The organism is Phenylobacterium parvum, assembly GCF_003150835.1.
In the GTDB taxonomy this organism is placed as follows: Bacteria; Pseudomonadota; Alphaproteobacteria; order Caulobacterales; family Caulobacteraceae; genus Phenylobacterium; species Phenylobacterium parvum.
Genome location: NZ_CP029479.1, coordinates 1,223,965 through 1,245,472, shown reverse-complemented (window position 1 = coordinate 1,245,472; position 21,508 = coordinate 1,223,965). Strand labels below are relative to the sequence as shown.

23 protein-coding genes are annotated in these 21,508 nt (G+C 69.0%); 13 read left to right on the top strand and 10 right to left on the bottom strand.

What is annotated here, in order from left to right:
* Positions 1-16 precede the first annotated feature (16 nt).
* The 5 genes from HYN04_RS06075 to HYN04_RS06055 all read left to right on the top strand — a co-directional run bounded on the left by HYN04_RS06075 (position 17) and on the right by HYN04_RS06055 (position 5,950).
* Complete coding sequence (locus tag HYN04_RS06075; RefSeq protein ID WP_241962703.1) at positions 17-2,296, top strand: LPS-assembly protein LptD; 2,280 nt, start codon at positions 17-19, stop codon at positions 2,294-2,296.
* Between the two features lie 56 nt (positions 2,297-2,352).
* Positions 2,353-3,702: a peptidylprolyl isomerase gene (locus HYN04_RS06070; RefSeq protein ID WP_110449937.1), complete on the top strand. Its 1,350-nt coding sequence runs from the start codon at positions 2,353-2,355 to the stop codon at positions 3,700-3,702.
* 9 nt (positions 3,703-3,711) lie between these two features.
* The gene (pdxA, locus tag HYN04_RS06065) at positions 3,712-4,707 is read left to right on the top strand and encodes a 4-hydroxythreonine-4-phosphate dehydrogenase PdxA (RefSeq protein WP_110449936.1); all 996 of its coding nucleotides are present in this window, start codon (positions 3,712-3,714) and stop codon (positions 4,705-4,707) included.
* Entirely contained in the window at positions 4,704-5,525 is an 822-nt protein-coding gene (gene rsmA / locus HYN04_RS06060; RefSeq protein ID WP_110449935.1) for a 16S rRNA (adenine(1518)-N(6)/adenine(1519)-N(6))-dimethyltransferase RsmA, read from the top strand. The genes pdxA and rsmA overlap by 4 nt, the downstream gene beginning before the upstream one ends.
* 98 nt (positions 5,526-5,623) lie before the next feature.
* Complete coding sequence (locus tag HYN04_RS06055) at positions 5,624-5,950, top strand: hypothetical protein (protein WP_110449934.1); 327 nt, start codon at positions 5,624-5,626, stop codon at positions 5,948-5,950.
* 88 nt (positions 5,951-6,038) lie between these two features.
* Here the strand turns inward: HYN04_RS06055 and HYN04_RS06050 are convergent, their stop codons facing one another.
* The 8 genes from HYN04_RS06050 to fabD form a co-directional block, all read right to left on the bottom strand.
* A complete protein-coding gene (locus HYN04_RS06050) occupies positions 6,039-7,034 on the bottom strand; it encodes an aldo/keto reductase (RefSeq protein ID WP_110449933.1) in 996 nt (331 codons plus the stop codon).
* A 14-nt stretch (positions 7,035-7,048) separates the two neighbouring features.
* Complete coding sequence (gene gmk, locus HYN04_RS06045) at positions 7,049-7,711, bottom strand: guanylate kinase (RefSeq protein ID WP_110449932.1); 663 nt, start codon at positions 7,709-7,711, stop codon at positions 7,049-7,051.
* A gap of 3 nt (positions 7,712-7,714) precedes the next feature.
* Entirely contained in the window at positions 7,715-8,602 is an 888-nt protein-coding gene (locus tag HYN04_RS06040) for a YicC/YloC family endoribonuclease (RefSeq protein WP_110449931.1), read from the bottom strand.
* Positions 8,603-8,604: 2 nt separating this feature from the next.
* Entirely contained in the window at positions 8,605-9,432 is an 828-nt protein-coding gene (gene mltG, locus HYN04_RS06035; protein WP_241962702.1) for an endolytic transglycosylase MltG, read from the bottom strand.
* Between the two features lie 170 nt (positions 9,433-9,602).
* Positions 9,603-10,886, bottom strand: a complete 1,284-nt coding sequence (gene fabF, locus HYN04_RS06030) for a beta-ketoacyl-ACP synthase II (RefSeq protein ID WP_110449929.1) — start codon at positions 10,884-10,886, stop codon at positions 9,603-9,605.
* A gap of 76 nt (positions 10,887-10,962) precedes the next feature.
* Positions 10,963-11,202: an acyl carrier protein gene (locus tag HYN04_RS06025; protein WP_110449928.1), complete on the bottom strand. Its 240-nt coding sequence runs from the start codon at positions 11,200-11,202 to the stop codon at positions 10,963-10,965.
* Positions 11,203-11,340: 138 nt separating this feature from the next.
* Positions 11,341-12,078: a 3-oxoacyl-[acyl-carrier-protein] reductase gene (gene fabG / locus HYN04_RS06020; protein WP_110449927.1), complete on the bottom strand. Its 738-nt coding sequence runs from the start codon at positions 12,076-12,078 to the stop codon at positions 11,341-11,343.
* 10 nt (positions 12,079-12,088) lie between these two features.
* A complete protein-coding gene (gene fabD, locus HYN04_RS06015) occupies positions 12,089-13,033 on the bottom strand; it encodes an ACP S-malonyltransferase (protein ID WP_110449926.1) in 945 nt (314 codons plus the stop codon).
* A gap of 138 nt (positions 13,034-13,171) precedes the next feature.
* Here fabD and HYN04_RS06010 point away from each other — a divergent pair, with 138 nt between their 5' ends.
* The 3 genes from HYN04_RS06010 to HYN04_RS06005 are packed head-to-tail and all read left to right on the top strand — an operon-like array spanning position 13,172 to position 14,992.
* Complete coding sequence (locus HYN04_RS06010) at positions 13,172-14,254, top strand: zinc-binding dehydrogenase (RefSeq protein ID WP_110449925.1); 1,083 nt, start codon at positions 13,172-13,174, stop codon at positions 14,252-14,254.
* A gap of 8 nt (positions 14,255-14,262) precedes the next feature.
* Entirely contained in the window at positions 14,263-14,403 is a 141-nt protein-coding gene (locus HYN04_RS13425; protein WP_162599561.1) for a hypothetical protein, read from the top strand.
* A 19-nt stretch (positions 14,404-14,422) separates the two neighbouring features.
* Complete coding sequence (locus HYN04_RS06005) at positions 14,423-14,992, top strand: carboxymuconolactone decarboxylase family protein (protein WP_110449924.1); 570 nt, start codon at positions 14,423-14,425, stop codon at positions 14,990-14,992.
* 6 nt (positions 14,993-14,998) lie between these two features.
* On the opposite strand, the gene HYN04_RS06000 is transcribed toward HYN04_RS06005, so the two are convergent.
* Positions 14,999-15,781, bottom strand: a complete 783-nt coding sequence (locus HYN04_RS06000) for a thioesterase family protein (protein ID WP_110449923.1) — start codon at positions 15,779-15,781, stop codon at positions 14,999-15,001.
* 40 nt (positions 15,782-15,821) lie between these two features.
* Positions 15,822-16,784 (bottom strand): phosphoribosylaminoimidazolesuccinocarboxamide synthase, encoded by a 963-nt coding sequence (locus HYN04_RS05995; RefSeq protein WP_110449922.1) that lies wholly within the window; start codon positions 16,782-16,784, stop codon positions 15,822-15,824.
* Between the two features lie 114 nt (positions 16,785-16,898).
* Here HYN04_RS05995 and HYN04_RS05990 point away from each other — a divergent pair, with 114 nt between their 5' ends.
* The 5 genes from HYN04_RS05990 (at position 16,899) to HYN04_RS05970 (ending at position 21,507) form a co-directional block, all read left to right on the top strand.
* Positions 16,899-17,456: a peroxiredoxin gene (locus HYN04_RS05990; RefSeq protein ID WP_110449921.1), complete on the top strand. Its 558-nt coding sequence runs from the start codon at positions 16,899-16,901 to the stop codon at positions 17,454-17,456.
* Between the two features lie 213 nt (positions 17,457-17,669).
* Positions 17,670-18,035 (top strand): 30S ribosomal protein S6, encoded by a 366-nt coding sequence (gene rpsF / locus HYN04_RS05985; protein WP_110451313.1) that lies wholly within the window; start codon positions 17,670-17,672, stop codon positions 18,033-18,035.
* 17 nt (positions 18,036-18,052) lie between these two features.
* The gene (rpsR, locus tag HYN04_RS05980; protein ID WP_110449920.1) at positions 18,053-18,313 is read left to right on the top strand and encodes a 30S ribosomal protein S18; all 261 of its coding nucleotides are present in this window, start codon (positions 18,053-18,055) and stop codon (positions 18,311-18,313) included.
* Positions 18,314-18,325: 12 nt separating this feature from the next.
* Positions 18,326-18,907 (top strand): 50S ribosomal protein L9, encoded by a 582-nt coding sequence (gene rplI / locus HYN04_RS05975; RefSeq protein WP_110449919.1) that lies wholly within the window; start codon positions 18,326-18,328, stop codon positions 18,905-18,907.
* Between the two features lie 179 nt (positions 18,908-19,086).
* Positions 19,087-21,507, top strand: coding sequence for a TonB-dependent receptor plug domain-containing protein (locus tag HYN04_RS05970; RefSeq protein WP_110449918.1), 2,421 nt, complete (start codon positions 19,087-19,089; stop codon positions 21,505-21,507).
* Position 21,508 lies beyond the last annotated feature (1 nt).

Below are 21,508 nucleotides of genomic sequence, written 5' to 3'. Positions count from 1 at the left end.
CCAAGACAAGGCGTCGATGAGGCTGTTCGGGATCATGGCACGGGTATTGGCGGGAAGCCTGGCCTTCGTGGTCCTGGCCGGTCCTGTGGCCGCCAGCGCCCAGGCGCGGGTGGACGCGCCGCCGGATCGACCCCCCGCCGACGGCCTCACCGAAGACCAGCTCTACCTGGAGGCCGACACGGTCTCGCGCGATGAGGAAAAGGGGCTGACCGTCGCCCGAGGCGACGTCCGGGCCCGTTTCCAGGGACGCACCCTGACCGCCGACGAGGTGACCTTCGAAGCGTCCACACGCCTGATCCGCGCCCGCGGCAATGTGCGGATCATCAATCCGGACCGCACCGCCCAGTTCGCCCAGGAGATCGTCCTCGACCAGTCCCTGTCCGTGGGCGCGGCCGCCGGCTTCGCCGTCCGCAGCGAGGGCCCGATCAAGATGGCGGCGGCCAGCGCCGTGCGGCGCAGCGAGACCGTCAACGAGCTCAACCAGGCCATCTACACGCCCTGCGAGGTCTGCGCGAAGAACGGGGATCCCAAGAACCCGACCTGGTCCATCCAGGCCGAGCAGATCGTTCAGGACCGGAGCCGGCAGGTGGTGTCCTACCGCAACGCCGTGATCCGGGTGCGCGGCGCGCCGGTGCTCTATATCCCGATCTTTTGGCACCCTGATCCGCAGGCCGAGCGCCGATCGGGCTTCCTGACGCCGGCGCTGCAGACCTCCGGGCGGCGGGGTCTGTCCTACGAACAGCCCTATGTGCACGTCTTCAATCCCTCGGCCGACCTGACGGTCTCCCCGCAGATCAACAGCCAGGTCGCACCCTTCCTGAACGCCCATTACCGCCAGCGGTTCCGCACTGGGGCGATCGATGTCCGGGGCGGCTTCACCTACGACCGCGACTTCGACGGCGAAGGCGACGCCTTCGGCGATCCCACGGCGCGGAGCTACATACTGGCCTCCGGCGCCTTCGCCCTGACCCCGGAGTGGAAGTGGGGCTTCAGCGCCGAGCGGACCTCGGACACCCTGTTGTTCGAGAAGTATGACATTGGCGACGTCTATGTCGCCCGAGGTCCCTTCGTCCCGGATGACCGGCGACTGATCTCCCAAGTCTACGCCACCCGCCAGACCGCAAAGTCCTGGTTCTCCGCCGGCGCCTTCAGCATCCAGGGCCTGCGCCCAGAGGATGATGACCGGACCTTCCCGACGGTCGGTCCCTTCGTGGAGGGGCGTTTCGAGCCCATCGCGGACCTGGTCGGCGGTCGCCTTCGCATCCGAACGACCGGGGTGGCGCTGACCCGGGACAACGCGCCAGGCGTGCCGGCCGGCGCTCCGGGCCTGGACAGTCGGCGGGCGACCTTCGAGGCGGACTGGCGGCGCACCTCGACGACCGCCGGAGGCCTGCGCGTCGCCCTGTTCGGCCACCTGCGGGGAGACGGCTACAGCCTGAGTGACCTCGACGGCGTCGCGGGGCGCAGCGCGACGCAGGGCCGTGGCATCGCCTCGGCGGGCGCGGACGTATCGCTCCCCCTGGTCCGCCGTTTTGACAACGCTCTCGTCGTGGTCGAGCCCACGGCCCAGCTGGTGGCCTCGGCCGGAGCCGCCCTGATCCGCGTCGGGCGCGACCCGTCCGGCGCCCCGATCTACCTCAACGAGGATTCGGCCACCGTGGTCTTCGACGAGACCAGCCTGTTCCGCCTGAACCGGTTCCCCGGTTATGACCTCACCGAGGACGGCCTGCGGATGAGCCTCGCCGGCCGGGCGAGCGTGCTTTGGGATGACGGCCGGCGCGCCAACTTCGTGCTGGGCCGGAGCTTCCGGTCGAGCGACTCCGGGGTGTTCACGACCACCTCAGGGCTTTCCCGGAAGGCCTCGGACTGGGTTGTCGCCGTCGAGGCCGAGCCCCTGCAGGGGGTCAGCCTGTTCGCACGGACCCGACTCGACGGCGAGGACCTCACGGTGCGTCGCGCCGAGGCCGGCGCCAACGTCTCGCTGAAGCGGGGCTCCGGCTATTTCCGCTACCTGAAGGAAGAGACGGGTCCGGGGTCGGGTCGACGCGAGAACGCAGACCTCGGCGGCGAGATCTTCGTGAGCGAGAACTGGGGTGTGACGGCCTACGGGAACCGCGACATCGCCGCCAGCGCCTGGGTGATCCGGGACCTGGGCGTGGTCTACCGCGACGACTGCACCCGGCTCGACATCTTCTACCGGCAGGAGGACCTGCAGGTCGGGCGCCTGGGATCCTCCACCTCGATCAACATTCGCCTCACCCTCGCCACATTGGGCGGTCCCCTTGGCGCCCGGTAGAACCTCACCTCTGGAGTGAAGGCTCCACCCGTGTCAGAAGGCAGCCGAACACGATCATGCGCTTGAAGGACAACATCCCGGTCATGACCCGCGCCACGACCCTGGGCCGTCGATCCCTCGCCGTCGCCGGCCTCGTCCTGGCGTCACTGGCGGGTCCCGCCTCCGCCCAGGCTCCGGCGGCGCCGGCCGCCGCCCAGGTCGCGCCCTTAGGCCTGTCCGAGTCCGTAGCTGCGGTGGTGAACGACGAGATCATCTCCACCTTTGACCTGGCCCAGCGGATGCGGCTTCTGATCGCCACCTCCGGAATCCAGCCGACCCGGGAGAACCTTCCCCAGTTCCAGCGTGAGGCCCTGAGCGGCCTGGTCGATGAGCGACTTCAGATCCAGGAGCTCCGCAGGGTCGAGAAGGAACAGAAGATCGAGATCGTCCCAAGCGATGCGGACGTGGATGAACAGCTCACCGAAATGGCGCGTGAAAACAACGCGACACTGCAACAATTTACCAACTCCCTGGCGGCCCAGGGGATTGGGATCGACACCCTGAAAGACCAGATCCGGGCGCAGTCCGGCTGGCAGCGGTGGGTGCGCGGCCGGTATGGCTCGAGGCTCCGGGTGGGCGACGATCAGGTCAAGGCGGAGATGGAGCGCATCGCCGCCGCGGCTTCCCGTCCCCAGTACCAGATCGCCGAGGTCTTCATCGACGCCGCCCGGGTTGGCGGCATGGAGGTGGCTGTGAACGGCGCCGCCCAGCTCGTCACCCAGATGCAGCAGGGCGCCCCCTTCCCGGCCGTAGCGCGTCAGTTCTCGGCCTCCCCCTCGGCGGCGGCCGGCGGCGACGTGGGCTGGATCACGGCGGGCGAAATGCCAGCCGAGGTGGACGCGGCCCTCGACCAGATGCGCCCGGGCCAGCTTTCCCGGCCGATTCCCGTCCGTGACGGGGTCTACATCGTCTTTCTGCGAGACCGCCGCGCCGGCGCCTCCGCCGTGACCGTCGCGCTGAAGCAGGTGGCTGTAGCCCTGCCGCAGAGCGCGCCGGAGTCCGACGTCCGGAACGCGACCGCCCGCCTGACGGACGTGCGCTCAAGGATCCGGGGTTGCGACGGCGTCGAGACCGAGGCCGGGCGGGTTACCGGCGTCGTGGCGGGAGACCTCGGCGAGGCCGAACTCAAGGATCTCTCTCCCGCCTTCCGCGCTGCGGTCGAGGGCCTCCAGCCTGGCCAGACCTCCGAGCCGATCCGAACCAATGTCGGGCTCCACATCCTGACGGTCTGCAGCCGCGGCGCTGGCGGAGCCGGCCAGGTCAGCAAGGAGCAGATCGAGGGGCGGCTCTATGGCCAGCAGCTGTCCATGATCGCCCGCCGCTACATGCGCGACCTCCGGACCGCCGCCACCATCGAGACCCGCTAGGTCGGACGGATGCGCGGTGCGCCCCTTGCGGTCACGCTTGGCGATCCGGCGGGGATAGGACCGGAGATCATCGCCGCCGCCTGGCGCGCCTCGCGGCCCGGGGACCCTCCCTTTGTCGTCTTCGGGGACCATGACGCCCTTGCCGGGGCCGGTGCGCCCGTCGTGCGCGTGGGCTCTCCGGCCGGGGCGGCGGGCGTTTTCGCCCAGGCCATTCCCCTGGTCGACATGCCTCTTCCCGCGCCTGTCCAGCCGGGAGCGCCCGACACCCAGGCTGGGCCGGCCATCGCCAGCTGGATCGCGACGGCGACGGAGGCGTGCCTTTCAGGCAAGGCCAGCGCCCTGGTCACGGCGCCCATCTCCAAGGCCGTGTTGAAGGCCTCCGGTTTCCGGCACCCCGGACATACCGAGTTCATCGGGGACCTCACCGCCCACGCCGAATGGGAGGGTGAACGCGGCCCCGTGATGATGCTGGCCGCCGGGGACCTGAGGGTGACCCTGGCGACAGTCCACCTGCCACTCTCCCAGGCGCCCGGGGCGCTGACCGTGGAGGGAATCACCAGGACCGCCCGCGTGACGGCACAGGCCCTCGTCCGGGACTTCGGTATCCCCCGGCCGCGCCTGGCCATGGCCGCCCTCAACCCCCACGCGGGGGAGTCGGGCGAGATGGGCCGGGAAGAGATCACCATCCTGCGGCCGGCGGCCGAGGCCCTGCAGGCCGAGGGGATCGACATTGCCGGCCCCCTGCCCGCCGACAGTCTCTTCGCGCCGGAAATCCGCCAGAGCTATGACGCCGTGGTCTGCATGTACCACGACCAGGCCCTGATCCCCGTGAAGATGCTGGACTTCTGGGGCGGGGTGAACCTGACCCTCGGCCTGCCCGTCGTCCGGACTTCGCCCGACCACGGCGTGGCCTTTGACATTGCGGGTAAGGGTCTGGCCCGGCCCGACAGCTTCATCGCCGCGCTGGCCGCTGCAGCCGGGATCGCCGGGCGACGGACACCATGACCCTGTCGACGCGCCTCTCGGACCGGCTGGCCGCCCACGGCCTGCAGGCCAACAAGGGGCTGGGACAGCATTTCCTCCTCGACCTCAACGTCACCCGCAAGATCGCCCGCCTATCGGGCGCCCAGGCGGGCGAACTGGTGATCGAGGTCGGACCGGGGCCCGGCGGCCTGACCCAGGCCCTTCTGGAAACCGAGGCGCGGGTCTACGCCATCGAGCGTGACGCCCGGTTCCTTCCCCTTCTGGTCGAGCTGGGGGACGCTTTTCCGGGACGCCTCACCGTCCTGCACGCCGACGCCCTGAAGGTGCAGGAGACGGAGATCGAGGGGTCCGACGGGGCCAGGATCGTCTCCAACCTTCCCTACAATGTCGGAACACCCCTGCTGGTGAAATGGCTGACAGGACCCTTCAGGCCCCGGTCCCTGACCCTGATGTTCCAGAAGGAAGTCGCCAGCCGCATCGTCGCGGAGCCCGGCGCCCCAGACTATGGCCGCCTTGCAGTGCTCGCCGCGGCCCTGACCCACCGGAAGCTGGTTCTGGAGGCGCCCGCCCGGGCCTTCACGCCGCCGCCCCGGGTCGATTCCGCCGTTGTGCACCTGACCCCCAGGCCTGACGCCGTGGCGGGCTCGAGGTTGGACGCCCTCCAGAAGGTCACCGCCGCCGCGTTCGGGCAGAGGCGCAAGATGCTGAGGGCCGGCCTGAAGGCCTTGGGCGGCGAAGCCCTTTGCCAGGCCGCCGGCGTGGACCCCGCGGCCCGGCCCGAGACGGTCGACCTGGATGGGTTCCTGGCCATCGCAGACGCCCTGCTCACGAAAGCTTGATCGAAACCCGGCGCGGGCCTAGGCTTCCGCCGTCCAAGGGGCGATTCCGGCGCCGTCGTGGTGTTGGGCGTCCGCTCGGTCATCTCGGGAGAGTCGTAATGAAGAAAGTCGCCCTGTCCGTGGCCGCCCTGGCCGCCGTCGCCGCCCTGGCCGCCTGCAGCAAGCCCGCCGAAGCTCCGGCCGCCGCCGCTGACGCGGTTGCCGCTGACGCCGCCGCCACGGCCGCTGACGCCTCCGCCACGGCTGCTGACGCCGCCGCCACGGCCGCTGACGCCGCCGCCGCTGCTCCGGCCACTGCCGAAGCCGCCGCCGCTGGCGCCGCCGCCGCCGCCGCTGCGGCTCCCGCCGCAGCCGCTGGCGCTGCCAAGGAAGTCGCTGGCGCCGCCAAGGAAGCCGCTGGCGCCGCCATGGCTGAAAAGAAGTAAGGCAATCCGGTCCGGCGGTTATTCCGCCGTTCCAGCCTGAAATCGGAAGGGCCGCTCTCCAGGGAGCGGCCCTTTTTTCAGGCCGGGATCAGGCCTCTGATGGCAGGCGTTCGGTGTCGACGCTGGCCTGCATCGCCTCGGCATAGCGAAGGCCCGCGACAGTCCCGGCGTTCACGGTCGCCTCTACGGCCTGGAGGATTTCCGGGGAAAGGACGAGACCGGATGCGGCCATGTCCTCGCGCATGTGCTCCGGGCTCGTGGTCCCGGGGATGGGCACCAGGGTGTCGTCCTTGTGCAGGAGCCAGGCCAGGCAGAGCTGGGCGGGCGTGCAGCCCGCCTCCTGGGCAATGGCCTCGAAGGCCGAGAACAGGGCGAGGTTCTGCTGGAAGGCTTCACCCTGGAAACGAGGCATGCCCACCCGGAAGTCGGCCGGATCCAGGGCGGCGACGTCCCGAACCCCGCCGGCCAGGAAGCCGCGCCCGACAGGGCTGAAGGCGACGAAGGTCACGCCCAGTTCCCGGCAGGCTTCCAGGACCGCGACCTCGGGGTTCCGCGTCCAGGGCGAGTATTCGGTCTGGAGGGCGGCGATGGGATGAACCGCATGGGCCCGACGGAGGGTCGCGGCCGAGACCTCAGACAGGCCGATAGAACGGATCTTGCCGGCGGCGACCAGGTCCGCCAGGGCCCCTACGCTGTCCTCAACTGGCACGCGCCGGTCCCACCTGTGCAGGTAGTAGAGGTCGATGACGTCGACCCCAAGGCGCTGCAGGCTCTCGTCGCAGGTCGCCTTCAGGACCTCCGGCCGGCCGTTCAGCTCGCGCTGTTCCCCCCGGGAAAGCCCGCACTTGGAAGCGAGGATGAACCTGTCGCGGTGCGGCCCAAGGACCTCGCCGACGAGGCGCTCATTGTGCCCCAGGCCATAGACGGCGGCGGTGTCGAAAAAGGTGCAGCCGGCGTCGAGGGCGCCCAGAAGGACAGCCTCAGCCTGGGCCCGCGGCGGCGGGGGACCATAGGCGTGGGACAGGCTCATGCATCCCAGACCGATCTCGGAGACATCGAAGGGGCCAAGTTTACGGGTCTTCATGGGGGCCTCCGGGCTCAGGACAGGGATTCGGAGCCAAGCCGGCGGACAAAGTCCGGCAGCCAGGGATTCCGCGTCGGCTTCATCCGCTCGGCCCGGTAGATGTGGCCGAGGTCGGCATAAGCGCGGTCGAAGTTCTTGTTCACGATCACGTAGTCGTAGTCGCCCCAGTGGGTGATCTCCTCCCGGCCCCGCTCGAGGCGGCGCTGGATCACGGCGGCGGAGTCCTGGGCCCGGGCGTTCAGGCGGCGGGCCAGGTCCGCCCAGGACGGGGGCAGGACGAAGACGCTGGCGCTATCCTCCGGGAGGGCCGCCCGCACCTGGGCGGCGCCCTGCCAGTCGATATCGAAGAGCACGTCCTGGCCTGCGGCAAGGGCCGCCTCCACCGGCGCCCGAGGGGTTCCGTAACGGTTGTCATGGACATGCGCCCATTCCAGGAGCTGGCCGCCCGCGACCATCTCGTCAAAGCGCTCGGGCGTGACAAAGTAGTACTCGCGACCCTCTTCCTCGCCCGGCCGCGGGGCCCGGGTCGTCGCGGAGATCGACAGGACGAGGTCGTCATGGTCGGCGACCAGGCGGCGGGACAGCGAGGTCTTGCCCGCCCCGGACGGACTGGAGATCAACAACAGGAGGCCCCGCCTCTGGACTTCCCAGGGCCGGGCCGCATCCGTCTGGCTCATGGTCTACTCCACATTCTGGACCTGCTCGCGGAACTGGTCGATGGCGGCCTTGAGGTCGAGCCCTGTACGGGTCAGGCCCGCCACCGCGGCCTTCGAGCAGAGCGTATTCGCCTCGCGCATGAATTCCTGCGTCAGGAAGTCCAGGCGACGGCCCGCCGCACCCCCCTCTGACAACAGCCCCCGGGCGCTGGAGAGATGGCCTTCCAGGCGGTCCAGCTCTTCCCGGACATCGGCCTTCACCGCGAGAGCGGCGGCCTCGAGGAAGGCGCGCTCGGCGACGTCAGGCCCCTCGCCCGCCAACTCGGCGAGGCGCCGCAGGAACCGGCTCCGGATGGTCTCGACCTGTTCGGACGCGAGGCGCCCCGCCTGTGCGACCAGCGCCTCGACCTCGTCCAGAAGGCGCCCGAGGACCCCTTCCAACTGCCGGCCCTCCTCGCGCCGGGCCGCCTGAAGGGCGTCGAGCGCCTCACTCACGGAACCCGCCAGCAGGGCGCCGGCTTCGGCCAGGGCCTCCGGATCAGCCTCGGCGGACTCCGCCTCGATCACGCCCCTGAGGGACAGGAGGCCATCCAGGGTGGGGCGTAGCACCCGACCCTCGGCGATCCAGGGCTCACCTGCGTCCAGGAGACGGCGGGCGAGGTCCTGGTTGACCCTCACCGGCGCCTCGGACTCCAGCCGCCGGGCGGAGACGGATACCGATACCTGCCCCCGCTGGAACCGCGCCTGGGCGGCCTCGCGGGTTGAACGCTCAAGGGCGTCAAAGCCGGCGGGTCCCCGGAAGCGGACCTCCAGGCCCCTGCCGTTCACGGAGCGCGCCTCCACGACCCACGACCAGCCCCCGCCTGCGCCTTCGGCGCGACCAAACCCCGTCATGCCGCTCAGGTTCGCCATCTTCAGCCTCCCGCGGCCTTTGCACGCTCAACCTGCCGCCAGCGCGCCACATTGGCGTTGTGCGCCTCCAGCGTCTCGGCGAAGACGTGGCCGCCGGACCCGTCCGCGACGAAGTAGAGCTCGCGGGTCTCCAGGGGATCAAGGACCGCCTCCAGAGACGCCCGCCCCGGATTGGCGATCGGGGTCGGCGGCAGGCCTGAATAGGCGTAGGTGTTCCAGGGGCTGCGGCTGGCCAGCTCCGAGGCACGGATCCCGCGGCCGAGCGGCTCGCCCCGGCTCACGGCATAGATGACCGTGGGATCGCTCTGGAGGCGCATGCCGATCCGCAGGCGATTGATGAAGACCCCCGCCACACGCCGCCGCTCGTCCCGCAGGCCGGTCTCCTTCTCGACGATCGAGGCGAGGATCACGGCTTCCTGCGGGGTAGCCAGGGGCAGGCCGGGCTTGCGCGAGGCCCACAGCCGCTCCAGCAGCGTCTGTTGGTCAGCCCGCATCCGGTCCAGGAGAGACTGGCGGGTGTCGCCCCGCTCCGCGCGGTAGGTCTCGGGAAGCAGGGTCCCCTCCTCCGGAACGGTGACCTCTCCGGTCAGCCAAGACACCGACTGCAGCTGGCGCACGATCATGGCCGAGGTCAGCCCCTCGGGCAGGGTCACCTTTCGGATGATGGTTCGCCCAGCCGTGAGGTCGGAAAGGATGGTCAATGGCGAGGCGCGGCTGGGAATGGCGTACTCCCCCGCCTTGAGGGATCGCCCGGCCCCTGTCGCGCGGGCCAGGACCTGGAAGACCCACTCCGAGCGGATCACGCCCGCGGACTTCAGGGCCGCCGACACGCCGGCAACGCCTGATCCCCGCGGAAGTAGGACCTCGGTCACGTCGCCAGTCCGGGCTGACGGGCCTGGCCCGAAGGCCGCAAACCCGCCTGCACACGCCAGAATGACAGCGGCGACTGCAGCGATCGCGAAGAGGGTCCGCCTGCGCCGGGCCGCCCGGGACCTTCGCCTCACGGGACCTTCTTGAGGACCAGGGACGCGTTGGTCCCGCCGAAGCCGAAGCTGTTGGAGACGGCCACGTCGATCTTCATCGGCTTGGCCTTGTGGGGAACGAGATCCACCACGGTCTCCACGGAGGGATTGTCGAGATTGAGGGTCGGAGGCGCCACCTGGTCCCGGATGGCCAGGCAGGTGAAGGCCGCCTCGATGGCCCCCGCCGCACCCAGGAGGTGCCCGGTGGCGGATTTGGTGGAGCTCATGGTCGCCCGGGCGGCGGCGTCGCCCAGCAGGCGGGTGACCGCCCCGAGCTCGATCTCGTCGCCCAGGGGGGTCGAGGTGCCGTGGGCGTTGATGTAGTCGACCTGGCCCGGATCAATCCCGGCGTCGCGGACCGCGGCCCGCATGGCCCGGAAGCCCCCGTCGCCATCCTCGGCCGGGGCGGTGATGTGGTAGGCGTCGCCCGCCATCCCGTAGCCGGCGACCTCGGCGTAGATTTTCGCGCCGCGCGCCTTGGCGTGCTCGTATTCCTCGAGGATCAGGATGCCGGCGCCTTCGCCCATGACGAAGCCGTCGCGATCCTTGTCGTAGGGGCGGCTGGCCTTCTCCGGGGTGTCGTTGAAGCTGGTGGACATGGCCCGGCAGGCGATGAAGCCCGCCACGCCGATCGGACAGACCGAGGCCTCGGCCCCGCCGGCGACCATGACGTCGGCGTCCCCGTAACGGATCATCCGGGCCGCGTCGCCGATGGCGTGGGCGCCGGTGGCGCAGGCGGTGACCACGGAATGATTCGGGCCCTTGAAGCCGTGCCGGATCGAGACCTGGCCCGAGGCCAGGTTGATCAGGGCCGAAGGAATGAAGAAGGGGCTGACCCGGCGCGGGCCCTTTTCGTGCATCTCGATGGCGGTTTCGGCAATGGTCGCCAAACCCCCGATACCGGACCCGATGATGACGCCCGTGCGCTCGAAGTCGTCGGTCGTCTGGGGCTTCCAGCCAGAATCGGCGACCGCCTCATCCGCCGCTGCGATGGCGTAGAGGATGAAGTCGTCAATACGGCGCTGGTCCTTGGGGGGCACGGTGGCGTCCGGGTCAAAGGACCCCTCGACGTCGGGTCCACCCCCGCCGCGGCCATCCACCCTGGGCACCTCGCAGGCGACCTGGCAGGCATAGCCCTCGGGATCGAAGGTGGTGATCCGGCCGGCTCCAGACTTCCCGGCAAGGATGGCCTTCCAGGTGATCTCCCGGCCCTGGCCCAGCGGGGTCAGGAGGCCGATTCCCGTAACGACGACGCGACGCATGGAGCCCTCCGCAAATGCAAACCGCCGCGCCTCTGGGAAGGGACGCGGCGGTCAGATCCTCGACGTCCTGGAGGCGTTAGCCGCCCAGGCGCTCTCCGATGAACTTCACCGCATCACCCACGGTCTGGATGTGCTCGGCGGCGTCGTCCGGAATCTCGATATCGAATTCTTCTTCGAAAGCCATGACCAGCTCGACGTTGTCGAGGCTATCGGCGCCCAGGTCGTCGATGAAGCTGGCCTTTTCGGTCACCTTCTCCGGATCAGCGTCGAGGTGCTCGATGACGATCTTGCGGACGCGCTCAAGGATATCGGACATACGTTAGGGTCCCTGTTGTTCAGTTGTTCCTTCCGCGACCGGCGACGTGATGTCAACCGATCCCGGACGCGGAGTTGAGACCCGGGGCCTCACCGTTCGAGAGGGTGGTAGCACGCTCCCCCGGATGAGGCCAGCGGGTCAGATCATGGCCATGCCGCCATTCACATGAAGGGTCTGGCCGGTCATGTAGCCGGCCTCGTCGCTGGAGAGATAGACGCAGGCGGCGGCCACATCAGCCCCGGATCCGAGCCGGCCGGCGGGGATGGTTCCAAGGATCTGGGTCTTCTGCGCCTCGTTCAGGGCGTCGGTCATCGGGCTCTCAATGAAGCCCGGGGCGACGCAGTTCACGGTCACGCCGCGGGTGGCGACCTCCTGGGCCAGGGACTTGGAAAAGCCGATCATGCCGGCCTTGGAGGCGGCGTAGTTGGCCTGACCCGGATTGCCCATGACGCCGACCACCGAAGTGATTCCGATGATCCGGCCGAAGCGACGCTTCATCATCCCACGCAGGGCCGCCCGGGAGAGCCGGAAGTAGCTTTCGAGATTGACCTTCAGGACCTGTTCCCAGTCCTCGTCCTTCATCCGCAGAAGAAGCCCGTCTCGGGTGATGCCGGCGTTGGCAACCAGGATGTCCACCTGCCCGGCGGCGGCCTCGGCCTGGCCGATCAGGCCATCCACGGCGGCGGAATCCGAGAGGTTGGCGACGACCACGCTGGTGCGCCCGCCCAGTTCGGCGGCCAGGTCGGCCAACACCCCCTCGCGGGTGCCCGACAGCACCACATGGGCGCCGGCGGCGTGAAGGGCCCGGGCGATCTCGGCGCCGATTCCGCCGGTGGCCCCGGTGACAAGGGCGGTCTTGCCGGTCAGGTCGAACATGGAGGTTTCCTCAGAGGCTGGAGGCGAAGGCTTCAAGGTCAGCGGGCGCGTTTAGCGCCACGGCCTCGGCGTCAGGGGCGATGCGCTTGGCCATGCCGGTCAGGACCTTGCCGGCGCCGGCTTCTGCGAAGCGGGTGACCCCGCCCTCCCCGGCCAGCCAGACCAGGCTCTCGCGCCAGCGGACCCGGCCCGTAACCTGCTCCACCAGGAGACGACGGATCGCCTCTGGATCCAGGGTCGGCCGGGCGGTGACGTTTGCGACCACTGGCGCCCGGGGCGCCTGGATGGCGGCGGCGGCCAGGGCGGCGGCCATCTCGTCGGCGGCCGGCTGCATCAGGGGGCAGTGGAACGGGGCGGAGACGTTCAGGGGTATCGCCCGGGCGCCCAGCTCCTTGGCCTTCTCGATGGCCAGGTCGACGGCGGCCTTGGAGCCGGAGATCACGACATTGCCGGCGTTGTTGTCGTTGGCCACGACGCAGACCCCGACGGCCGAGCCGGCGGCGGCGGCGGCCTCGGCCAGGGCCAGGTCGGTCTTGGGTCCGATCAGCGAGGCCATGGCCCCCTCGCCCACTGGGACGGCGCGCTGCATGGCCTGGCCGCGCAGCTTCAGGAGACGGGCCGTATCCGGAAGGGACAGGGCGCCGGCGGCGCAAAGTGCGGAGTACTCGCCCAGGGAGTGGCCCGCGACAAAGGCGGCGCGGTCGATGCCAATCCCGAATTCGCGCTCAAGGGTCCGGACCACCGCCAGGCTGACCGCCATGAGGGCCGGCTGGGCGTTCTCGGTCAGGGTCAGTTGGTCCTCGGGACCTTCGCGCATCAGGACGGAGAGCTTCTGGCCCAGGGCCTCGTCGACCTCCTCGAACACCTCACGGGCCGGGGCGAAGGCGGCGGCGAGGTCGGCGCCCATGCCGACGGCCTGGCTGCCCTGGCCGGGAAACAGAAAGGCGAGACTCATGACCGGCGCTCCTCCCAGATGCGGATGAAGGGCGAGGGTTAGGCGATCAGGCCGCCCCGGGCAAGCCGAGGCGCCTCTGGCCTTCCCGGCCTGCCGGGGCCATGATGCCGCCAACCAGAAGCGCCTGCGGGAGGGACCATGCGCGCCGTCATCCGTCGCAACAAGCAGCTCGTCTGTGACGAGGTTCCGGACCTGACGCCGGGCCCCGGGCAGATCCTGGTGCGGACCCTCGCCTGCGGGATCTGCGGCTCAGACCTGCACGCCCTCCATCACATGGAACACATGATGGAGACGGCCACCCGCGCGAGCGGAGGCTTTGCTTCAGGTTTTGACCCCACGGCCGACACCGTCTTCGGACATGAGTTCTGCGCCGAGGTGCTGGACCATGGCCCGGGCTCGCAAAAGACGATCCGGGCGGGGTCCCGCGTGGTCTCGGTCCCCGTGACCCTGACGGAGACCGGCATGGAATCCCTCGGCTACTCCAACCGTCTTCCCGGTGGATTCGCCGAACGCATGCTCCTGACCGAGGCCATGGTCCTGGAGGTGCCAAACGGCCTTCCGACCGACCAGGCGGCCCTCACCGAGCCCTTCGCCGTGGGGGAGCACGCCGTGGCCATGGCTCGGCTCGACCCCAACTCTGTCTGCATGGTGGTGGGCTGCGGGCCTGTGGGCCTGGCGGTCATTGCGGCCCTCAAGGCCCGGGGTCACGGTCCGGTGGTCGCGACGGACTATTCGCCGCGCCGTCGGGCCGCAGCCGAAAAACTTGGGGCCGACCTGGTCATCGATCCCTCGAAGGAAAGCCCGCACGCCCGCTGGGACAGCTATGGCGTTCCCGTGCAGAGGGCCGCCCAGTCCATGGCCCGGATGATGGGCAAGTCCTTTGGCCGCGCCGTCGTCTTTGAATGTGTCGGCGCCCCAGGCATCCTCCAGACCCTGATCGAGGCTTCGCCCGCCGGCGCCCAGATCGTCGTGGCCGGCGTCTGCATGGAGACCGACAAAATCGAGCCAGCCATCGCCATCACCAAGGAAATGGAGCTGACCTTTGTCTTTGGCTACACGCCTGACGAGTTCGCCCACACCCTGCGGCAGATCTCCGAGGGGATCATCGACGTCTCAAGCGTGGTGACCGGCAAGGTGGGCCTGGCCGGCGTCGCCGAGGCCTTCGTGACCCTGGGAGATCCGGAATCCCACGTGAAGATCCTGGTCGAACCTACAAGGTAATCAATACCATGAGCGAAACTTCCCCTACACCCCCCGAGGATCGCGAGGCCGCACGGGTCCGACGGAACAGGTTCCTGGGTCGACTGCTGCTGATCGCCCTGGGCCTGCTCCTGCTGGCCCAGATGATCCCCTTCCTCATGCGCGCCTAGGGCGCCTGGAGACCCGCCGATGAGACTTGCCGCTCCCCGCATCCCTCCCCTGGCCGACGCCGAGATGGACGCCGACCAGAAGGAGCTCGTGGCGCCGATGGCGGCCACGGGCCGGGTGCTCAACATCTTCCGGACCCTGGCCCGCGCGCCCAAGGCGGCCCGCGCCTTCCTGGCCTGGGGCAACTATGTCCTGTCCCGCCGCAATGATCTCCCGCCGCGACAGCGGGAGCTGGTCATCCTGCGCGTCGGCTTCCTCTGCAAGTCGGGCTATGAGTGGACCCAGCACGTGGAGATCGGCCTCCGCGATGGCCTGACGCCTCCGGAAATCGCCCGGATCAAGAGCGGGGCGTCCGCCCCGGACTGGTCGCAGGACGACCGGCTCCTGCTGCAGGCCGCGGACGAGCTGCATCATGACAAGTTCATCAGCGACGCCACCTGGGCGGGCCTGCGCGGGTCCTTTACCGAGAAGCAGTGCATGGACCTGGTCTTCACCGTCGGCCAGTACACCCAGGTTTCGATGATCCTGAACACCTTCGGCGTGCCCCTGGATCCGGGCCAGGTGCTGGACCCCGACCTCAAGGGCTACTGAGGAGCCTCAGCGCGGCGGGCGCTTCTGCGCCAGGGCGGCGCAGCTGGCGAAACCGATCGATCCCGCCGCGTCGTAGAGCCAGCATTCCCCGACGGCGACGCCGTCTGTCGCCTGGTGATTCACCGACCGGAACCCGATCCACTCGCTCTCGGGAAGGCGATGGAGGTACACGGTCACGTCGGTATTGATGTAGCCGAGGCCCTGGTCCGAGGAGGCGTGGGCGAAGGGGCTGGCGAAGTCCGCCGCCACCGCCACCCTCTGGAAGGGGGTCAGGGGAACGCCGCCGACCAATTCGCGCACCTCCTTCATCCAGATCTGCCGCTCCCCCTCTGCGCCGAAGCCGCCCTTGATCGGCTTGACCGCCCACATCCGGCCCATGGGGGCCGTCGAGGGGTCGGGATCGGGAATGGAGTCGGGATGCGGGGCGTCCCAGGGCTTCGGGGACCATGTGGCGCCGGGAGCATTCTCCGTCCGCCGGAGGAACTGGCAGGACGCCTTGGCCGAGCTCTTGCCGCCCGAGAACAGCTCCGCCTCAGCCATGCGGATACGCCCGCCCTCGCGGATCAGGGTGGTCTTCACCTCGATCGGATCGAAGTTGGGCAGGCGGTACATGTCCACCGTAAGGCGGGCGGGAATGAAGTCGTCGGAGCCGAAGGCCGTCTCCAGCGCGTGCCCCATCAGGCCGATGACCACCCGCCCGTGAAGCGACTGGGGGTTCCAGGGCCCGCGCCCGGAGGCCTGGGGCAGGAAGGCGTCGCCGTCGCGGAGAAAGAAGGGCTGCTCGTTCATTGTCGGCTCTGTGGGAATGACTTGGGTTTGAAAGGCGGTCTCAGGAAACGTAGCGGGCGAGGTTGCCGCGGACACGCGCGGCGATGTCCAGCCCGGGCGACGGCGCTTCGAAGGCGCGCCCCGTTATCCGCTGGAAGGCGTCGACATAGACGTCGGAGGTGCGCTCGACCATCTCCGGGGGAATGGCCGGGATGGGGTCCACATAAGGATCGCATCGCTCGGAGACCCAGCTGCGCACGAAATCCTTGTCGAAGCTGTCCGGCCGCGTCCCGGCCGCAAGGCGGGCCTCGTAGGTATCGGCCATCCAGTACCGACTGGAGTCCGGCGTATGGATTTCGTCGGCCAGGACGATCCGTCCCTCCGGGTCCAGGCCGAACTCATACTTGGTGTCGGCAAGGATCAGACCCCGCTCCGCCGCCAGGGCCTGGCCTCGGGCGAAGAGCGCCAGGGCGTGGGCTGAGACCTCATCCCACTGACGGCGAGTCAGGAGCCCCTGCTCCAGGATCTGGGCCGGCGTGAGGGGTTCGTCATGCCCGCCGTCAAAGGCCTTGGAGGTCGGGGTCAGGATCACTTCCGGCAGACGCTGGTTGGGGCGCAGCCCGTCCGGAAGCCGCACGCCGTACATGTCGCGCAGGCCCTGGCTGTAGAGGGTCAGGATGGAGGTCCCGGTCGTCCCGGCGAGATAGGCGCGGACGACCATTTCCACGGGCAGGATGTCCAACCGCCGCCCCACCACCACGTTGGGGTCGGGATACTCCAGCACGTGATTGGGGCAGATGTCCGCCGTCTCCTCGAACCAGAACCGGGCGGTCTGGGTCAGGACCTGGCCCTTGTAGGGAATGGCGGCGAGGATCCGGTCAAAGGCCGACAGCCGGTCCGTGGCGATGATCACCCGGCGGCCGTCCGGCAGGTCGTAGTTTTCGCGCACCTTGCCACTGTAGCGGCCGGGCAGTTCGGGGAGGTCGATCTGATCGAGAACCGGTCGCAATGGCGGGCTGTTCATCCTATATCCGGTCCTGCGTATTTTCTGCGCCGGCCGGACCCCCCGGTCGACCGGCGTGCAGTAGCCCAAACCCACCCCATTTGGCAGTCGTTTCGACAGCCCGGAGGTTTTTCAATGCTTCGCCCCGCCCTGATCGCCGCGGCCCTCGCCGTCGCCGCCACCCCCGCCGCCGCCAAGCTGGCGCCGGGCGCCAAGGCCCCTGACTTCACCGCCCCGGCCTACCTGGCGGGCGACGCCTTCACCTACAAGCTGGCTGACGGCCTCAAGAAGGGACCCGTCGTGCTCTACTTCTTCCCGTCCGCCTACACGGCGGGATGCAACCTCGAGGCCCGGCTGTTCTCCGAAGCGGTCGACGAGTTCAAGGCCAATGGCGCCACCGTCATCGGCGTGACCTCCGGCAAGACCGACAAGCTCGCCCAGTTTTCCAAGGACACCGAGCACTGCGGCGGCAAGTTCCCCGTCGCCGCCGATCCCGGCGCGGCCATCGCCAAGCGCTATGATGCGCCGCTGAACATGAAGGGCATGGCCATGCCCGGCATGTCGGGCCGGGTGTCCTACGTGATCGCCCCTGACGGCAAGGTCATCCATTCCTACGACAACCTGGATCCCAACGACCACGTCAACCAGACCCTGGGCGCCGTGAAGGTCTGGAAGTCCGGCAAGCGGAAGTAGGCGACGGACGGAGCGGGTTCGCGGGGCCTTCCGGGTCCCGTGTTCCTTGCGCACGCCGCGGCTTTCCTCTAAGGACCGCCGCTTCAATGGAAGGCGGTCGCGGGTTGGAGCGCCAAAGGGACGGGAAAGCCCCGTTCGCCAGCCCGGGATCCATCGTTTCCTCCGGTCACCCGCCGGCGGAGGCGCCGCCTCCCCAAAGGGATGAAGGAAAACATGGCGCTCTACGAGCACGTCGTCATTTCGCGGCAGGATATCTCGCCGCAGCAGGCTGAAGCCCTGAACGATCAAATCAAGGCGATCATCGAGGAACACGGCGGCGCCGTGGCGAAGATCGAGTACTGGGGCCTGCGCAACCTGACCTACCGGATCAAGAAGAACCGGAAGGGTCACTACTCCCTCCTGGCCCTCGACGCGCCGCCCGCGGCCGTGAAGGAGCTTGAGCGTCAGCTGTCCATCAACGAGGACGTCCTGCGCTACATGACCATCCGGGTCGAGGAGATCGATCTGGAGCTGTCGCCCATCCTGGCCCGCCGCGATCGTGAACGCGAGCGCGAGCCGCGTCGCGAAGACGCTTATTGAGACCGGAGGCAGAAACCATGACTGACGAAACCGCCGCCGCGCCCGCCGCGACCGCCCGCCGCCCGTTCTTCCGCCGCCGCAAGGTCTGCCCGTTCTCGGGCTCGGCCGCGCCGAAGATCGACTACAAGGACGTCAAGCTCCTGCAGCGCTACATTTCCGAGCGCGGCAAGATCGTCCCGTCCCGCATCACCGCCGTGTCTGCGAAGAAGCAGCGTGAACTGGCCCGCGCCATCAAGCGCGCCCGCTTCCTCGCCCTCCTTCCCTACGTCGTGAAGTAAGGAGTCCGAGACATGAAGGTCATTCTTCTGGAGCGGGTCGAAGGCCGCGGCGCCCTGGGCGACGTGGTCACCGTCAAGGACGGTTTCGCCCGTAACTACCTGCTTCCTCGGGGCAAGGCGCTGCGCGCAAACGCCGCGAGCATGAAGGTGTTCGAGGCCCAGCGTGCTGAACTCGAGGCGCGCAACCAGCGTGCCCGCGAGCATGCCGCGAAGTCGGGTGAGTCCCTCGATGGGACCACCTACATCCTCATCCGGCAGGCGGGCGAGAGCGGCCAGCTCTACGGCTCCGTCAGCGGCCGAGATGTCGCTGACATCATCAATGACGCCGGCGGCAAGGTCGAACGGTCGATGGTGGTGCTCGACAAGCCGATCAAGACCCTCGGCCTGCACGAGGTGAAGGTGAAGCTGCACGCCGAGGTCACGGTCACCGTGACGCTCAACATCGCCCGGTCCGAGGACGAGGCCGAGCGCCAGGCGCGCGGCGAGAACGTCATCGAGTCGCAGTTCGCCGAAGAGCGCGCCGCGGCCGAGGAAACCGCCCAAGACCTGCTGGAAGGCGGCGCCGGGCAGCAGGACGGCGACTACGGGGACTGATCCCTCCGAGCCATCCCCAAGACCTGAAGGGCGCGGATCGAAAGTTCCGCGCCCTTTTCCGTACGCGCAGGAGGGTCTTTGGCTCGCTAGATGTTGCCTTTTTGTGACATAGGTTTGCTGCAACGCACCCTAGATTGCCGCCCGGATTTCTTCATCCCGAAGTTTCAATGGAAAACCCCATGCTTCACCGCTCTGCACTCTTCGCCGCTGTCTCGGCCGCCTCCCTCCTGGCCGGCGCCGCCCAGGCTGCCGAACCCGCCAGCCAGGTCGAGGAACTGGTCGTCACCGGCTCCCGCACCGAGGGCCGCACCCGCCTTGAGACCCTGGCCCCCGTCGACGTCATCTCGACCGAGGCGCTGACCCGCCAGGGCAACACCGAGATGGCCACGGCCCTGGCCGCCGTTGCGCCTTCCATGACCTTCCCCCGCCCGGCCATCACCGACGGCACCGACAGCGTGCGCCCGGCGACCCTGCGCGGCCTCGCCCCCGACCAGACCCTGGTTCTGATCAACAGCATGCGCCGGCACTCCTCGGCCCTGGTGAACGTCAACGGCTCGATCGGCCGCGGCTCGGCCGCCGTCGACCTGAACTCCATCCCGACCGTTGCCGTGGACCGCATCGAGGTCCTGCGCGACGGCGCCTCGGCCCAGTACGGCTCGGACGCAATCGCCGGCGTGGTCAACATGCGCCTGCGCGAGGCTGACGAAGGCGGCTCCGCCTCGGTCACCTACGGCATCTACGACACCCGCGTGCGCACCGCCCGCGACCTGAAGGGCCGGAGCAAGAACGACGGCCCGACCTTCACCGCCACCGGCTGGCAGGGCTTCAAGCTCGGCTCCGACGGCTTCCTTACGGTCAGCGGCGAGTACCTCTTCCGTAACCCGACCAGCCGCGGCGACCTTGATCCCCGCATCACGCCCAGCAAGGTGACCTCGCGCTTCGGCGACCCCCAGGTCGACCAGATCACGGTCTTCGCCAACGCCGGCAAGCCCCTGAACGAGGAATGGGACCTGTACGGCTTCGGCGGCTACCAGAAGCGCAAGACGGACAGCGCCGCCAACCCGCGCCTGGCCAACAACGCCAACAACGTGCCCGCCATCTGGCCGATCGGCTTCCTGCCGCTGATCACCACCGACATCACCGACTACAGCGCCGCTGGCGGGGTGCGCGGGACGCTGGCGGGCTTCGAGATCGATGCCGGCCTCGTCTATGGCTACAATCAGGTCCACTACGGCGTCCGGGACTCGGTCAACGCCTCCATGGGCATCGGCTCGCCGACCGACTTCGACGCCGGCAAGATGCAGTATGACCAGCTGGTCGCCCAGGTCGGCGGCACCCGCGAGCTGGACTTCGGGCTGGCCAAGCCGGCCAACCTGGCCCTCGGCGTCGAGTACCGTCGCGAGCACTACAAGATCTCGCAGGGCGACCGCGCCTCGTGGGTCTTTGGCGGCGTCGCCGGCAAGGCGGCGGGGGCCCAGGGCTTCCCTGGCTTCCAGCCCGGCAACGAGGTCGACAAGGACCGGAACTCGCAGTCGGTCTACGCCGAACTCGACCTGCCCGTCACCGACGCCCTCGGCTTCGCGGCAGCGGTCCGCTACGAAAACTATTCGGACTTCGGCTCGAAGACGACCGGCAAGATCTCCGGCCGCTACGACCTGAACGACGCCCTCGCGATCCGCGGCACCGTGGCCACGGGCTTCCGGGCCCCGGCCCTGCAGCAGCAGTACTTCACCGCCACGTCCACGAACTTCCTGTCGGTGAACGGCGTCAGCACCCCGGTTGAGGTGGGCACCTTCCCCGCCACCAGCGCGGTCGCCAAGTCCCTTGGCGGCAAGGCCCTGCAGCCGGAAGAGTCGGTGAACTACTCACTGGGCCTGGTGTTCCGCACCGGCGCCTTCGAGGCGACCATCGACGCCTACCGGATCGAGATCGACAACCGGATCGTCCTCTCCGAGAACATCCAGTGCAACCCGACGGGCACGCCGACGGCCCAGGCCATCTGCGGCCTGATCAACCCGCCCGGCACCAACGCCCAGCTCGGCGCCGCCCGCTTCTTCATCAACGGCGTGGACACCGAGACCAACGGCCTCGACATCGTGGCCCGGTATCGTTGGGATCTCGGCGGTTTCGGCGACCTCGATGTGACCGGTGCGGCCAACTACAACGACACCGACGTCACGGCGGTGCCGAAGACCAGCGTTCTGGACTCCCTGCCGGTGCCTCCGCCCCTCTTTGACCGCGCCAACCGCCTGACCTTCGAGGAAGGCACCCCCTCCTCGAAGTACGTCCTGACGGTGGACTGGGCCCGGGGTGACTTCGGCCTCAACGGCAAGCTGACCCGCTACGGCGACGTCCTGTCGCCCAGCAACAACCCGGCCCTCGACTATCAGGTCGGCGAGCACGTCCTCCTCGACCTGGAGGGCCGCTGGAACAGCGAGAACGGCTTCGGCGTCGCCCTCGGCGTGAGCAACGCCCTGGACGAGTACCCGAACCGGACCCCGACCGTGGTCAACACCAACGGCCCGATCGGCTTCCCGAACTTCTCGCCCTTCGGCTTCAACGGGCGCTACGTCTACGCCCGCCTGAGCTACAACTGGTAAG

Coding starts and splice junctions, on each gene's coding strand:
- HYN04_RS06075 (WP_241962703.1), top strand. CDS start 17: ATGAGGCTGTTCGGGATCATGGCACGGGTATTGGCGGGAAGCCTGGCC.
- HYN04_RS06070 (WP_110449937.1), top strand. CDS start 2,353: ATGCGCTTGAAGGACAACATCCCGGTCATGACCCGCGCCACGACCCTG.
- pdxA (WP_110449936.1), top strand. CDS start 3,712: ATGCGCGGTGCGCCCCTTGCGGTCACGCTTGGCGATCCGGCGGGGATA.
- rsmA (WP_110449935.1), top strand. CDS start 4,704: ATGACCCTGTCGACGCGCCTCTCGGACCGGCTGGCCGCCCACGGCCTG.
- HYN04_RS06055 (WP_110449934.1), top strand. CDS start 5,624: ATGAAGAAAGTCGCCCTGTCCGTGGCCGCCCTGGCCGCCGTCGCCGCC.
- HYN04_RS06050 (WP_110449933.1), bottom strand. CDS start 7,034: ATGAAGACCCGTAAACTTGGCCCCTTCGATGTCTCCGAGATCGGTCTG.
- gmk (WP_110449932.1), bottom strand. CDS start 7,711: ATGAGCCAGACGGATGCGGCCCGGCCCTGGGAAGTCCAGAGGCGGGGC.
- HYN04_RS06040 (WP_110449931.1), bottom strand. CDS start 8,602: ATGGCGAACCTGAGCGGCATGACGGGGTTTGGTCGCGCCGAAGGCGCA.
- fabF (WP_110449929.1), bottom strand. CDS start 10,886: ATGCGTCGCGTCGTCGTTACGGGAATCGGCCTCCTGACCCCGCTGGGC.
- HYN04_RS06025 (WP_110449928.1), bottom strand. CDS start 11,202: ATGTCCGATATCCTTGAGCGCGTCCGCAAGATCGTCATCGAGCACCTC.
- fabG (WP_110449927.1), bottom strand. CDS start 12,078: ATGTTCGACCTGACCGGCAAGACCGCCCTTGTCACCGGGGCCACCGGC.
- fabD (WP_110449926.1), bottom strand. CDS start 13,033: ATGAGTCTCGCCTTTCTGTTTCCCGGCCAGGGCAGCCAGGCCGTCGGC.
- HYN04_RS06010 (WP_110449925.1), top strand. CDS start 13,172: ATGCGCGCCGTCATCCGTCGCAACAAGCAGCTCGTCTGTGACGAGGTT.
- HYN04_RS13425 (WP_162599561.1), top strand. CDS start 14,263: ATGAGCGAAACTTCCCCTACACCCCCCGAGGATCGCGAGGCCGCACGG.
- HYN04_RS06005 (WP_110449924.1), top strand. CDS start 14,423: ATGAGACTTGCCGCTCCCCGCATCCCTCCCCTGGCCGACGCCGAGATG.
- HYN04_RS06000 (WP_110449923.1), bottom strand. CDS start 15,781: ATGAACGAGCAGCCCTTCTTTCTCCGCGACGGCGACGCCTTCCTGCCC.
- HYN04_RS05995 (WP_110449922.1), bottom strand. CDS start 16,784: ATGAACAGCCCGCCATTGCGACCGGTTCTCGATCAGATCGACCTCCCC.
- HYN04_RS05990 (WP_110449921.1), top strand. CDS start 16,899: ATGCTTCGCCCCGCCCTGATCGCCGCGGCCCTCGCCGTCGCCGCCACC.
- rpsF (WP_110451313.1), top strand. CDS start 17,670: ATGGCGCTCTACGAGCACGTCGTCATTTCGCGGCAGGATATCTCGCCG.
- rpsR (WP_110449920.1), top strand. CDS start 18,053: ATGACTGACGAAACCGCCGCCGCGCCCGCCGCGACCGCCCGCCGCCCG.
- rplI (WP_110449919.1), top strand. CDS start 18,326: ATGAAGGTCATTCTTCTGGAGCGGGTCGAAGGCCGCGGCGCCCTGGGC.
- HYN04_RS05970 (WP_110449918.1), top strand. CDS start 19,087: ATGCTTCACCGCTCTGCACTCTTCGCCGCTGTCTCGGCCGCCTCCCTC.